Annotated in this window: 18 protein-coding genes; all 18 read right to left on the bottom strand. The window is 33.9% G+C overall.

Going from position 1 to position 13,406, the window contains the following annotated elements; genetic code table 11:
• Positions 1–22: 22 nt before the first annotated feature.
• The 18 genes from FOD82_RS02235 to FOD82_RS02150 all read right to left on the bottom strand — a co-directional run bounded on the left by FOD82_RS02235 (position 23) and on the right by FOD82_RS02150 (position 13,401).
• Positions 23–874 carry an urease accessory protein UreD gene (locus FOD82_RS02235; RefSeq protein ID WP_144354874.1) on the bottom strand — a complete coding sequence of 284 codons (852 nt, stop codon included), beginning with the start codon at positions 872–874 and terminating at the stop codon, positions 23–25.
• Entirely contained in the window at positions 864–1,490 is a 627-nt protein-coding gene (gene ureG, locus FOD82_RS02230; protein ID WP_144354873.1) for an urease accessory protein UreG, read from the bottom strand. Before ureG ends, FOD82_RS02235 begins: the two co-directional genes overlap by 11 nt.
• A 21-nt stretch (positions 1,491–1,511) precedes the next feature.
• Positions 1,512–2,222, bottom strand: a complete 711-nt coding sequence (locus FOD82_RS02225) for an urease accessory protein UreF (protein WP_144354872.1) — start codon at positions 2,220–2,222, stop codon at positions 1,512–1,514.
• A 12-nt stretch (positions 2,223–2,234) separates the two neighbouring features.
• Positions 2,235–2,684, bottom strand: coding sequence for an urease accessory protein UreE (locus FOD82_RS02220; RefSeq protein WP_144354871.1), 450 nt, complete (start codon positions 2,682–2,684; stop codon positions 2,235–2,237).
• 75 nt (positions 2,685–2,759) lie between these two features.
• Complete coding sequence (ureC, locus tag FOD82_RS02215; RefSeq protein ID WP_144354870.1) at positions 2,760–4,481, bottom strand: urease subunit alpha; 1,722 nt, start codon at positions 4,479–4,481, stop codon at positions 2,760–2,762.
• A 27-nt stretch (positions 4,482–4,508) separates the two neighbouring features.
• Complete coding sequence (locus FOD82_RS02210) at positions 4,509–4,883, bottom strand: urease subunit beta (RefSeq protein ID WP_144354869.1); 375 nt, start codon at positions 4,881–4,883, stop codon at positions 4,509–4,511.
• 24 nt (positions 4,884–4,907) lie between these two features.
• Positions 4,908–5,210, bottom strand: coding sequence for an urease subunit gamma (locus tag FOD82_RS02205; RefSeq protein WP_144354868.1), 303 nt, complete (start codon positions 5,208–5,210; stop codon positions 4,908–4,910).
• A 22-nt stretch (positions 5,211–5,232) separates the two neighbouring features.
• Positions 5,233–5,751 (bottom strand): AmiS/UreI family transporter, encoded by a 519-nt coding sequence (locus tag FOD82_RS02200; protein ID WP_144354867.1) that lies wholly within the window; start codon positions 5,749–5,751, stop codon positions 5,233–5,235.
• A 37-nt stretch (positions 5,752–5,788) separates the two neighbouring features.
• A complete protein-coding gene (locus tag FOD82_RS02195) occupies positions 5,789–6,994 on the bottom strand; it encodes an ammonium transporter (RefSeq protein WP_144354866.1) in 1,206 nt (401 codons plus the stop codon).
• Between the two features lie 330 nt (positions 6,995–7,324).
• Complete coding sequence (tsaD, locus tag FOD82_RS02190) at positions 7,325–8,374, bottom strand: tRNA (adenosine(37)-N6)-threonylcarbamoyltransferase complex transferase subunit TsaD (RefSeq protein WP_144354865.1); 1,050 nt, start codon at positions 8,372–8,374, stop codon at positions 7,325–7,327.
• Positions 8,375–8,389: 15 nt separating this feature from the next.
• Positions 8,390–8,944 carry a ribosomal protein S18-alanine N-acetyltransferase gene (gene rimI / locus FOD82_RS02185; protein ID WP_144356005.1) on the bottom strand — a complete coding sequence of 185 codons (555 nt, stop codon included), beginning with the start codon at positions 8,942–8,944 and terminating at the stop codon, positions 8,390–8,392.
• Positions 8,928–9,671, bottom strand: coding sequence for a tRNA (adenosine(37)-N6)-threonylcarbamoyltransferase complex dimerization subunit type 1 TsaB (gene tsaB / locus FOD82_RS02180; protein WP_144354864.1), 744 nt, complete (start codon positions 9,669–9,671; stop codon positions 8,928–8,930). The genes rimI and tsaB overlap by 17 nt, the downstream gene beginning before the upstream one ends.
• Before the next feature lie 22 nt (positions 9,672–9,693).
• Positions 9,694–10,212: a folate family ECF transporter S component gene (locus tag FOD82_RS02175; RefSeq protein ID WP_186277702.1), complete on the bottom strand. Its 519-nt coding sequence runs from the start codon at positions 10,210–10,212 to the stop codon at positions 9,694–9,696.
• Positions 10,213–10,263: 51 nt separating this feature from the next.
• Positions 10,264–11,001 carry an acyl-ACP thioesterase domain-containing protein gene (locus FOD82_RS02170; RefSeq protein ID WP_144354862.1) on the bottom strand — a complete coding sequence of 246 codons (738 nt, stop codon included), beginning with the start codon at positions 10,999–11,001 and terminating at the stop codon, positions 10,264–10,266.
• Positions 11,002–11,003: 2 nt separating this feature from the next.
• Complete coding sequence (gene rsmI, locus FOD82_RS02165) at positions 11,004–11,858, bottom strand: 16S rRNA (cytidine(1402)-2'-O)-methyltransferase (protein WP_144354861.1); 855 nt, start codon at positions 11,856–11,858, stop codon at positions 11,004–11,006.
• A 1-nt stretch (position 11,859) separates the two neighbouring features.
• Complete coding sequence (gene yabA / locus FOD82_RS02160; RefSeq protein WP_144354860.1) at positions 11,860–12,213, bottom strand: DNA replication initiation control protein YabA; 354 nt, start codon at positions 12,211–12,213, stop codon at positions 11,860–11,862.
• Between the two features lie 10 nt (positions 12,214–12,223).
• Entirely contained in the window at positions 12,224–13,081 is an 858-nt protein-coding gene (locus tag FOD82_RS02155) for a DNA polymerase III subunit delta (RefSeq protein WP_144354859.1), read from the bottom strand.
• Positions 13,081–13,401 (bottom strand): cyclic-di-AMP receptor, encoded by a 321-nt coding sequence (locus FOD82_RS02150; protein WP_144354858.1) that lies wholly within the window; start codon positions 13,399–13,401, stop codon positions 13,081–13,083. The genes FOD82_RS02155 and FOD82_RS02150 overlap by 1 nt, the downstream gene beginning before the upstream one ends.
• Positions 13,402–13,406: the final 5 nt, after the last annotated feature.

Here is a 13,406-nt window from a genome sequence, read left to right as displayed (position 1 = left end):
ATTTCCTGCTTTCATTTGATGTTTATACATCACATTCAATATGATCGCTTTTACGTAAATCAAACTTTGAAAAGTTAAGCATTTTTTCTCTATAATAATTAATGAATTTTAATATTAATTTTCGATTTTTATAAGAACTGCTACTTAAAACCCGCAAAACTATTCCGTCTTCTTCAAGCACTGAAATACCATAATGAACATCAAAATCAAACTGATTCAAATATTTACGGATTTCTTCTACTGTATCTTGATTAAGATTTTCATCAATAATTACTGCGGAATTGAAATTTTGCTTTCCTTCAAAGTAGCCAATTTGGTACATTGGATCAATTTCTGGATCAACAATTAAATAATCATTATATACCAAGCGACCATCATAAGTTATTTTTGTTTGCAAGCCAATTTCACTGTATTGAAATGGAGTATCATCTGGTGACCATCCACTTGACAATCCATCAGTTAGGATTAATTTAGCTCCTTTTTCCATTTCAATTTTAGTATTTTGATGATAATATGCATCCTTATAAGGAATTGTTTCATCTTGATAAAATTCTAAGAAAGCATCTTTTCCTATATGAATCCGATCTTCTTGACTCGTTAATTCATGATTTTCACACTTATAAACATATGTCGGAGACTGTGTAGTAACTATAGCATGACTATTATCTTCAAGCTTAACTTGATATAGATAATTTTCACCTTCGACATAGCCACCTCCAGTAGTAATTAAAAAATAATATGGAATATCATCTTTATTAGGCTGCCGAAATGAAATCCATGAATTTCCTTCACGATATGTACGCTTAGCAAAACTACGACCATTTTTATTAACAAACTGAAGATCAATCAATCCATCTACAGTTTTATTTTGCATTTTCTAGATCCTCAAGCAATACATCTTTCTTAATCCAATTAATAACGCCATCTAAGCCCTCATCTGTCTTAAGGTCTGTAAACAAGAAGTCGCCATCTTTACGGAATTTTTCTGAATCTTCCTTCATTCGATCAAGATTTGCACCTACATATGGAGCTAAGTCAGTCTTATTAATGATAAACAAATCAGATTTAATCATACCTTGACCAGCTTTACGTGGAATCTTTTCACCTTCAGCTACATCAATGATATAAATTGAAAAATCTACCAATTCTGGACTAAAAGTTGCAGCAAGGTTATCACCACCACTTTCAATAAAAATTAAGTCCAAATCATTATTAAAGCGCTTTTCAAGTTTTTCAACTGAGGCCATGTTCATTGAAGCATCTTCACGAATTGCTGTGTGGGGACAGCCTCCAGTTTCGACACCAATGATTCTGTCTTCATCAAGGACTGAATTCTTAACCATATATTCAGCGTCCCACTTAGTATAAATATCATTAGTGATAACTGCCATGTTGTAATCTTTATTCATATGGCGTGTTAGACGTTCAATCAAAGTAGTCTTACCTGATCCAACAGGTCCACCAACACCAATTCTTACTGCACGTTTCATAAAATTATATCCTTTCAATAATTACGACATAAATAAACGAGATTCTTGAGTTTCATGCTTTATTTGAGCTATTTCAAGCCCAGGTGCATTCGCACCTAAATATGCTTCATCAAGTTTTTGAACTTGCTTATATAATCTTTTAAGAAGCTTAATTAAATCGTTTAAAATTACTTGACCTTCTCTTTGTCCTAAAGGAATTGCTCTAACCGCATTCAATACCAACGTAGAAGCTACACTGTAGCCATACATTAAAAATGCATCTAATAACGGAATTTTTTTATAATGGGCAAAGATTGAGAAAACAATAGCCGGATTTCCATAAGCTTTATTATCCTCAATAGCTTTAGCATATTTGTTTAAATATGGTACTTTGTTACCATAAATTTTTTTGATCAGAGTAATCATTTCATGAGCGATAAGCTTAGTACCGTCACGAGTTTCAACAGCTAAAGTAGACTTGGTGATTTCGTCATCATATTTGAATAATCTTTCAATTTTTTTATCATTGAGTGCTTCATAACACAACTTAACGAGCAAGCCTTCACCATACTTAAACTGTGAACGATAATAATTTTCTAGCCAAATTTTAAACTCTGGGGACTTTTTAATTACATTTCTTCTTAGATAATTTTCCATTCCAAATGAATGGTTAAACGTTCCAATTGGAAAAGTTGAATCACAAATCTGAAAAACCTCAAGATAGTTTATTTTTTCATTTAGCTCATTTTTCATCTTTTTTCCTACTTATTTTGTGAAATCAACATACTCTAATGGTTGATCAAGTTGTATCTTCTTTGTTTCATAATTAATGTCTTTATTGTTAAGGGCATTAATGACTACTTTATCTAAAAGCAGTGCAATTTTTCCATTCTTGATTTGAACAGGTTTATGCAAATTACCTAAAAAGTGAGCAATCAAGCCCATTTCATCAATATCTTTTGGAGTAATTTCAATCATTTCATCTGGAATTACGCTCAAGACAAGTAATTCGTGCTCACCTAACTTAAAAGCAGAACCGTTTTCTAGAATTTGATCTTCATTTTCAAGACGGATACCATATTCATTACCATGATCAGTCTTTACGCGAAGAATATTCTTCATTAAATCATCACTTTTAACTGATGCGGTTTCAATATGATAGCTTCCGATATTTGGAATATCATCTACATTACGATAAACTTCTGTTAAAATCATTTATAAACCTCTTTTGTCGAGTAATAAAAGAAGATTGGAATTAAATAAATTCCAATTCCTCTTTCAAATTTTCAATTAGAATAAGTAATAACGTTGAGTTAATGGAAGTGTTGGTGCTGCTGGACAAGTAATTTCTTTTCCATCAATAGTTACTACATATGTTTGTGGATCAATTTCGATAGTCTTTGGTGTGTAATTGTTAAGCTTCATATCACGCTTAGTTAAGTTTCTTGTGTTGTGAACTGGCAAGATTGTCTTATTCAGACCAAGTTCTTCTTTAATACCATGATCATAAGCATATTGTGAAACATAAGTTACACAAGTGTGGTTAACTGCACGACCTTTTGCACCATAAAGGAAACGTTCAAAGACTGGCTCTGGAGTTGGCAAACTTGCTCCTGGATCACCTTGGATTCCGTAGGTAATCATACCGTTTTTAATTACCATATCAGGCTTACCACCAAAGTACTTAGGATCCCAAAGAACTAAGTCAGCATATTTGCCTTTTTCAACAGAACCAATATAGTCGCCAATACCATTACAAATTGCAGGATTAATGGTATATTTAGCAACATATCTCTTAATACGATTATCATCATCATATTTAGAGTCGCCTTCAAGTGGACCACGAAGTTTCTTCATTTTACTTGCAAGTTGCCATGAACGCATTGCAACTTCACCAATACGTCCCATAGCTTGGGCATCTGAAGACATCATACTTAAAGCACCCATATCTTGGAGAACATCTTCGGCTGCTTCAGTTTGCTTTCTGATTCTAGATTCAGCAAAAGCTACATCTTCAGGAAGCTTTGGATTCAAGCTGTGACAAACAATAGTCATATAGAATAATTCATCAATAGTATCCTTGCAGAATGGGTTAGTTGGAGTAGTTGATGATGGAAGTACATTATCTTGACCACAAACAACCATGATATCAGGAGCGTGACCACCACCGGCACCTTCTGTGTGGTAAGTGTGAATGGTATTTCCGCCAATAGCATTGATAGTATTTTCAACGAATCCACCTTCGTTCAATGAGTCAGTGTGAATCGCAACTTGTACATCATATTTATTAGCGACAGCAAGTGTATTTTCAATACCAGCAGCTGTAGCACCCCAGTCTTCGTGAATCTTGACTCCAGCACAACCAGCCTTAATTTGTTCAGCAACTACTTCTGGATTGGTACCAACACCTTTTGCCATCAAACCATAATTTACAGGTGAATCATCAACAGCTTGTAACATTCTGTGAGTGTTCCAAGCACCTGGGTTACAAGTAGCTGAACGAGTACCATTAGCAGGACCAGTTCCCCCACCAAATAAAGTAGTAATACCATTATCAAGAGCTGCTTGTTCTTCACCAGGTGAGATATAGTGAACGTGAGTATCAATACCTCCAGCAGTAAGAATCTTACCTGATCCATCGATGGCTTCAGTACTTGCTCCAACAACAAAGTCTACTTTATCCATGATGTCAGGGTTACCACCCTTACCAATAGCAAGAATCTTACCATCACGAATACCAACATCAGCTTTATAAATTCCTGTCCAGTCAATGATCAAAACATTAGAAATGATTAAATCAGCAACCAGTGGGTTGTCCTTACGAGTTTCATTAGGGTTAACACCCATTCCATCACGTAAAACTTTACCTCCACCGAATACACTTTCTTGACCATGGACTGTTAAGTCTTTTTCAACTTTAGCGAATAGATCTGTATCACCTAAGCGAACACTATCTCCTGTTGTAGGACCATAAAGTGATGCATACTGTTCGTGATCCATATCAAAACTCATAAATTTACCTCCTTATAAGTATTATTTTTAATAGTTTGCCTTATCTTGAGTTTTAAGTGGGTACTTATTATAAGTATCGGCTTTCTTATCAACATCAAGCCAGCCATTGACTTTATTATTGAATCCAAATACACGACGCTTGCCGCCAAAGTCAATTAATCTAACAGTTTGTTCTTCTCCAGCTTCTAGACGAATGGCAGTACCTGCTGGAATATCAAGGTGCTTGCCCCAAGCCATATCACGGTCAAATTGCAAACCTTCTTCATTTGCTTCATAAAAGTGATATTCGGAACCAACTTGAACTGGACGGTCACCGACATTCTTTACCTTAAGTGAAATCGCTTTATATCCAACATTGTATGGAACTTTGTCGGATTGTAATTTATATTCTCCAGGAATCATTTAAATTCTCCTTTTTATTTACATCTAACGAATTGGATCAGTTACAGTAATCAACTTAGTACCATCAACAAAAGTTGCTTCAACTTGAATCATAGGAATCATTTCAGAAATTCCTTCCATTACATCTTCTTTTGTTAACCAAGTTGCACCTTCATCAGATAATTCTTTTACTGACTTACCATCACGAGCGCCTTCTAGTAAACGACTTGTAATGTAAGCAACAGCTTCTGGTTCATTTAACTTTAAGCCACGTTCTTTTCTTTTTTCGGCAATCATACCAGCTAAGCTGATCATCATTTTTTCTTGTTCACGCTTCGTAAGCCTCATTATTTATTCATTTCCTTTCTAACTAATTTGGCCATACATTCACAAGCATTAGGAATCCTGGAATCCATGCTGTTATAATTCCCTCAACAATTCCTAAATAACCTGGAAACTTTCCTAAGTTTAGATGGAGATTATTGGTTAAAAAACCTGTCAGCCATAAAATTCCCCATGCCCACCAGATAAGTCCATAAATCCAATTTCCACCAAAATTTTGAAAACATAAAATTCCAGCGGGAATTGAGTTTATAGCAACAAATAAACTAAAATAGCCATAGAGTCTTTGGTCGAACTCACATATTGTATTTATCGCTACATAAAGGTAAGTAAATGCAAACAATAATCCAGTAGCACTAGCATAAAACCAACTATTTGGTTTTCCTGCAATAATTCCCCATGATAGGGCAACAATGTTCAGAATTAAACTTAAACCACCTGTGAAGAAGTTCATCACAATAATTGATTTATCTGATATTTCTTCGACTGAATATAGACCATTGCTTATCAAAACAATTCCAACATACAGTAATATGCACCCTAACACTTATTTCACTTCCTTCTGCGAATAATTTTATTTAAAACTAGATATCATAAGTCTTTTCATTAAGCATTGTTTCATCTAGGCCAGCTTTAATAATTTCCTCAGAAGGACGAATATTAGTAATCGAGCCTAAAAGCTTCAGCAAAATAAAAGTGATAATAAAGGAATAAGCCGCTACTAAAATTACACCGCCAGCTTGAATCAAGAATTGACTAACACTAGCACTAACGCCATTTACGCTGCTATCTGCAAGAATTCCAATCAAAATTGTTCCAGTAAATCCACCTATTCCGTGAACCCCCCAGACACCGAGAGCATCATCCCAGCCAACTTTTTCTTGGATGCTTACAGCAACATTACAAATAATTCCAGCAACTATTCCAACAATTATCGCAGTAGCTGGATTTATATATCCAGCACACGGAGTTATTGTTGCAAGACCTGCAACTGATCCAGTTAAAACATCAACAAAATTAACGCTTCCACGAACAAAATAAGCATATAAAATCCAAATGACCATTCCACTAGCCAAGCCAATGGCAGTATTGGTAAATGCTTTAGTAGCAAGAGCACCTGCTTTTAAGGCACCCCCTGAGTTAAAGCCAAACCAACCAAACCATAAAAGTCCGGTACCAATAGCTGCAGCCATTAAGTTACTTGGCTTCATTCCTTTATGACTAAGGTCACGCTTCCCTAGCACGATAACACTAGCCAGGGCTGCAAATCCTGCAGTTGTATGAATCACGGTGCCACCAGCAAAATCAACAAATCCTATTTTTTCGAGGAAACCATTTCCCCAAACCCAGTGACAAACCGGAATGTAAACAAGTATTGTCCAAAAGATTAATAAAAGAATATAGCCTTTCATATTTAATCTTTCAGCAAAAGCTCCACTAATTAACGGAACTGTAATAACACAAAACATCATTTGAAATAAGAAAAATAGCGCAAATGGAATTGAAGCTGCATGAACTGCACTAGGAACCAAGCCAACATGGGCTAAGCCAAAGTAATCAGTAATATTACCAATTATTCCGCCAAAATCTTTCCCAAAAGCTAGTCCAAAACCACCATAAGTCCAAATTAAGGTTACGATTCCCATTGAAATCAATGATTGCATCATAATATATAGGACACTTCTCTTGCGTGCTAACCCGCCATAAAAAAATGCTAAACCTGGTGTCATTAAACACACCATCGCGGTACAAAGCATCATAAAAGCGGTATCGCCACTATTAATCTGCATTAAAATCTCCTCTCATTACTAAACTATCTAGTTATAACTAAACTTAGGACATCAATGTGTAAGCTGTTTCACAACTCTTTCTTAGCGTACGCCATAAAAAATCAGTATACAAACAATTACACTTGGTGTTTACTTTTTAAAATGTATATAAAGTTTTAAATATAATGGTAGCCTCATATTAAACATAACTTTTTATTTATATATAAAAATACGATCTCTCAGTTTAATAAAAATCAATTTATGTTTATAAATTGGTCCTTTTATCTTTTATAGCTTTATTATTTTTTTAAGCAACAAAAAAAGAGGACTTATGTCCTCTTAGAAATAATTTTAATTTAACATACTACTTGCATAGGGTAATTCTAATGATGGATCAGCATTTAAAGTTAAGTCTGCAAACTTGCCCTCATTATACAAATTATAAGCTGCTGCACCAATCATAGCTGCATTATCACCACAAAGTTTTAAATCTGGCAAAATTACCTTAGGTTGCTTATCTTTTGGTAATTTTGCAATTTCAGCGCTCATTCGTTCACGCAAACCAAGGTTAGCAGCAACCCCGCCACCCATAATAAATGTTTTAGGTTGATACTCTTTAATAGCTCTAATAGTTTTATGAGCTAAAACATCAATAACTGCTGCTTGAAAACTTGCAGCCAAATCATATTTATTCAACTTTTCATGAATTTGATCTGCATGATGGCAAGTATTAATAAAAGCGCTCTTTAATCCTGAAAATGAAAAGTCATAATCATCATCTTCCATCATTGCTCTTGGAAAATCAAAAGTATCTTTTCCTTCATGAGCCCATTTATCAATGGTTTTTCCAGCAGGATAGTTTACACCTAGCACTCGTCCAATTTTATCATATGCTTCACCTGCTGCATCATCACGAGTATCTCCAATAATCACAAAATCAGTTGAACTCTTCAATAAGACAATTTCCGTATGTCCTCCAGAAACTTGTAAAGCAATTGCAGGATATTCAATTTCATCCTTTAATTGAGCTGCCATAATATGACCCATAATATGGTCAACACCAATCAAAGGAATTCCAGTAGCCATTGAAGCGGCCTTTGCGGCACTTACTCCAATTAAAAGCGCGCCTACTAAACCAGGTCCATAAGTTACAGCAATTGCATCAATATCATCCCAGCTAGTATTTGCTTCAGCGAGTGCTTCTTTAGTAATCTGACTAATAACTTCAATATGGTGACGACTTGCAACTTCAGGAACAACTCCACCAAAACGCTGGTGACTTTTAATCTGAGTAGCTACAATTAAACTTTCAATTTCACGTCCATTTTTAATTACAGCTGTTGAAGTTTCATCACATGAACTTTCATAAGCTAAAATACGAACATCTTTCTTTTCATTCAAAATATAAACTTCCTTCTAACTTTTAACTCGATGAGGCGTAAGCCATAGCATCATATTTATCGCATCAGTATCATCTTGATAATAATTTTTTCGAATAAAAGTCGACTCAAAACCTAATTTTTGATATAAATTTTGAGCTCCCTGATTATCTACTCTCACTTCTAAGCTAACTGCTTCACTGCCATTAGTACGTGCTCGATCAATTATGAAATCCATCAAGTATGTAGCGATATGCTGACGTTGAAATTCAGGCGAAACTGCAATATTTGTAACATGCGTTTCTCTAGGATGAAAACGTGCACCAATAAATGCTACTAAAGTAGATCCATAATAAACTACTAAATAAAGTGAATTTTGTCTTTTAGCTAATTCCGTTTTAAAAGAGAAACTACTCCATGGCGTACTTCCTGAATAAACTTGTTTCTCTAAAATGAGCAAATCGGGAATATTATCATCAGTTGCTTGCATTACTTGCATTCTTTTTCCAGCAATTGAAACAATAAACGGGGAAAAACTCATATCTATTTTATTTTCTATTGGATGAAAAAATTTTTTAAACTTCTTCAACATAATCACTGTCAGGTCCAAATGGCTTCCCTGTCTTTTTATGCCAATCTACTTCTGCCTGTGTGCGACGCAAATAGCGAGGTAATAACTTATCAGGGTCAATTGTTTTTTCGTCCAATGCAAGTTGTCCAATTAGCCCAGCATGAACAATATTTTGTTCATCAGTTCCATAACTATAATCAAATCCACTATCAGTAATTCGTTTATCCTGCTTATTAAAACCGTTACCTACAAAAATAACTTTTTGAAAGTCACTCTTTCCCAAGTATTCTTTAATAGCATCCAACAAGACATCAATATGATAATGTCCATCAGCAATTACATTTTCAAGTTTCCCATTTTCATTAATGATATAACCACCTGCAAAGTAATTATCATTTCTTGCATCTAACCCTGCAATAATTAAAGTAGCTTTATCACTCACACTTTTTGCAAGGGCCTTTAAAGTTGAGACACCAACCACTTCTTTGTTTAAAATACTACTAAACATTTTTACAGTGGTAATACCTATTCTAAGACCAGTATAAGAACCAGGACCAATTGCAACAGCAAAACGATCAATATCTTTAAGTTCTAACTGATTATTAACCAAGATTTCTTGAATCATAGGATCCAAATGTTCACTGTGATTACGTTGATCAACTTCATTTTTTTCGACAATAATATTTTCATTATCATTCAATGCAACACTTAGGTTACTAGTTGCTGTTGAAACACTTAAAATTCGCATATCTAACTCTTTTCTTTTTTAGTTACTTTTTTATTTTAACACGAGATACAGATTGTAAAACAAAGTAGCTTACAATCATTTGTAACCAAGGAACGATTATCTCTTTTGGTGCCCGTTGAATTAAAGCAGCCTTAATATCTAAACCATATAAAATGTGAACCCACATTGTATTCATTCCTACATTAACAATTAAAGTTACCAACAAAGTTGCTACAATAATTCGCCAAACTTTAATTGGCTTTTGATAAAAAAATAACCCATAAATAAATGGTCCTACTATCGCACTCAAAGTAAAGCCAATAAAGAAACCACCTTGCTGTCCAAAGAGAGCAGAAGCAACTAAATCACTAACTCCACCTCCAACTGCACCCCAGATCGGACCAAATAAGTACCCTAATAAGATGTCTCCGATAAATCCTAATCCTACTTTTACCATTGCGGGGCCAAATGAAAATTGACTTAATACTACCTTCATAGCTACCACAATTCCCAATAAAATCAAATCACGCAATTCAACACGGATTAAACCTTTGGTTTTCAAAAGCATCCCTCCTTAAACTAAAAAACATGACAATCGTCATGTTCCATTAAATCATATTTTACGCCATTTTAGTTCGCAGAGTGCTTGTTCTTTACCATTTTCATTTAAAATTGCATGATGTGAATAAATTGCACTGCCATTTTTTTCAAGTTTCATTACAGATACAGGCTCTTCTCCATATTGAACTTCTTTATCAAATTTTATATCAATTGATTCAATTACATAGTCTCTTAAGAAATCTCGAGACATCATATCAACAAACCAATTAAAATAATGGCTATTAGTTAAATGGTGATTAGTATCTAAATCATCATATCGAACACGATACTTTCTTTTAATATCATATTCATTACGCAACCGTAATCGTGGAAATCTTGGCATTTTCTTTAATAGCGGAACATCAAAGCTTTCCATTAATTCACTATCAGTTGGAGTCAATTTACGCTGTTTTAAATCAAATAATACCCACTGACTTTTAACTGTAACAATTTCTTGTCCTTTATAATCAGTAATTGAAAAGTCACGATATTCAAAAAAGCGATTATATCCACTAGCTTCTGTTGTTAAAACGATTTTTTCACCTGGTGAAGGCAATCTAACAATATCAAAATGATATTGTGTTACTACCCATCCTAAACCGCGTTTAACTAAATCATCTGTTCCAGCATCACCAGCATCTAACTGATGTTCTGAAACCATCATTAATAAATCAATCATAGTAGGAATTTTTAAATGTCGATTTTCATCGCATTCACCAAATTCTACTGTATGTTTTTCACTATATCTCATAATTATCCCTGATGATATTGCTCATAGAGCTCATTTTTAGAAACTTTATTTTCTTTAGCAACTTGCTTGATGGCATCTTTTTTACTAGTTCCTTCGGCAACTAATTTATCGACTAATTTAATAAGTTCGTTCCATGATAAAGTTTCTTCTTTTTCCATATTTGGAGAAACTAAAATTACAAATTCCCCTCTTGGAGCATTTTCATTAAAATAATTAGTTACTTCCTCTATACTGCCACGAACAAATTCTTCGTGAATTTTTGTTAATTCCCGAGCTGCAACAATTTGTCTATCTGCTTTAAAAATAGAACTCATTGTTTTTAGAGTTTTGCTTAGTCTATGAGGAGCTTCATAAAAAATTGAAGTAGCGTGAGATTTTGCCATTTGTTCAAAAAACGGTTTTTGTTCAGATGATTTTCTTGGCAAAAAGCCATAGTATGTAAACGGTTGAGCATCAAAACCTGAAGCGATTAAAGCCGTTGCAAAAGCTGAAGGACCAGGTAGTGGAACTACGGGAATATCAGCTTTAATACATTCTTTAACTAGAATATATCCTGGATCAGAAATAACAGGCATTCCAGCATCACTGATTTCTGCAATCACAGCGCCTTCTTGCATTAGCTTAACTAACTCTGGAGCACGTTCTTTTGAGTTATATTTATGAAAAGACAACATTTTATTATGAACGCCGATTTTTTCAAGTAAAATCCCACTTGTTCGAGTATCCTCTGCAGCAATATAATCTGCATCTGTTAGAACTTTCTTAGCTCGAATTGTAATATCTTCTAAATTGCCAATTGGAGTTGGAACTAAATAAAGTTTTCCTTTATCATCTTTATAACTGCTTTGACGTTTCATATCATCTATTATCCTTTTTTACAGTCTTTTTTTCACCAAAATTATCAAGAATATCTAAACAAAACATGCAATCAGCATTAGGATCACGGTGAGAGCCATAATACATATTACAAATATGATATCCTGAATCATAAATTTGTCTAATTGATTCTAAACCACTCTGAGTTTTGACAACTGGCTCATTTTTACTTGCCTGAGTTAATTTATCCAACTTTTCACGTAAAAGCTTATTTTCGACTTTTAGTTCAGTGTTTTCTTTTAAAGTTTCTAAAATATCATTTTCTAAACTTTCGACTGTTTTGGTCATTTTTTCCATTGAATCATGGAGTTGCTTCAGCTTTGAATAAGAATCCACTATAAAACACCTACCGTTTCCATTTTAAAGCAAGATAATCTAGTACATTACGAAAGTTCACATTGCTGGCTTGCATTTTATCAGCTTCTATTAAGTATTTTAGCATTTTTGCTGCTACTAAGCGTCTTCGATCATTATTTAAATCTTTTTGCGCCCACAATTTTAAATTAAGCAAAATATATTTTCTTTGACTTACCAATTTTACTTCGCCTAAACGATGTGCATTAACCAAAGAAAGACTATTTCCTTCTAACATTTCTTGATAAAAATACTTAATTAACTGATCCAAATTTTTTGTATTACCTAATTCTTCAATCTCTGCATTTGAAAAACCATTTTCAAGTAAAATTTCAGTTTTTCCTTTTGCTGTCTTACCTTCATTAAAATTTAATACCTGAACTCTTGACCTAATAGTTGGCAATATCTGGTCAGCATTATTAGTAATTAATATTGAAACCACTGGTGCAACAGGTTCTTCAAGCAAATTAAGTAACGCATTAGCAGCAGATAAAGTTAATTTTTCAGCTTCTTTAATAAAGAAAAAGCGCCGAGAAGATTCCACCGGACTTTTAGCTAATTCTTCTTTCAAAGGTCGAATTTGATCAATACTCAAACTATTCTTACCTTCTGAATCAACTAATAAAACATCTGGATGATTAACTGAAATAATTTGCTGACAATTTCGGCATTTTCCATCAGGCTTAACTTCTCCACTACAATTAAATAAACAAGCAAGCCAATATGCAGTATTTAATGCCTCATCTTCATCATTATCTACAAACAAATAACTATGAGTTAACTGCTTATTTTCGTATGCTCTTTTTAAAAAATCAGCCTGTGAGTTATTAATTTTTGTTATATCAACCATTAGAAACGCTTAAATTCATCAACTGGCACAACAAAACAAGTAGCTCCACCTACTGTAATATTTACTGGCTGACTGATTTCATAACCAGTTGTTACCATGCTTGGTTGAATCAATTCTTCACGAGAACGAGATTGTTTCTTGATGATATCAAGCACATCTTGTACTTTATTATCGTCAGTACCAATCATGAAAGTGGTATTACCTTGACTTAAAAAGCCACCTGTAGTTGCCAATTTAGTAGCTCGAATATTATTTTTAACAAATTCACGTTGTAATTTATTTGAATCTTCTTTTTGAACAATTGCAATTACTAACTTCATTGATA

Origin of the sequence: Lactobacillus sp. LL6 (assembly GCF_007570935.1) — a bacterium.
GTDB lineage: Bacteria > Bacillota > Bacilli > Lactobacillales > Lactobacillaceae > Lactobacillus.
Note: the sequence above shows the minus strand (reverse complement) of the source record. Positions and strands in the feature narration are given on the sequence as shown.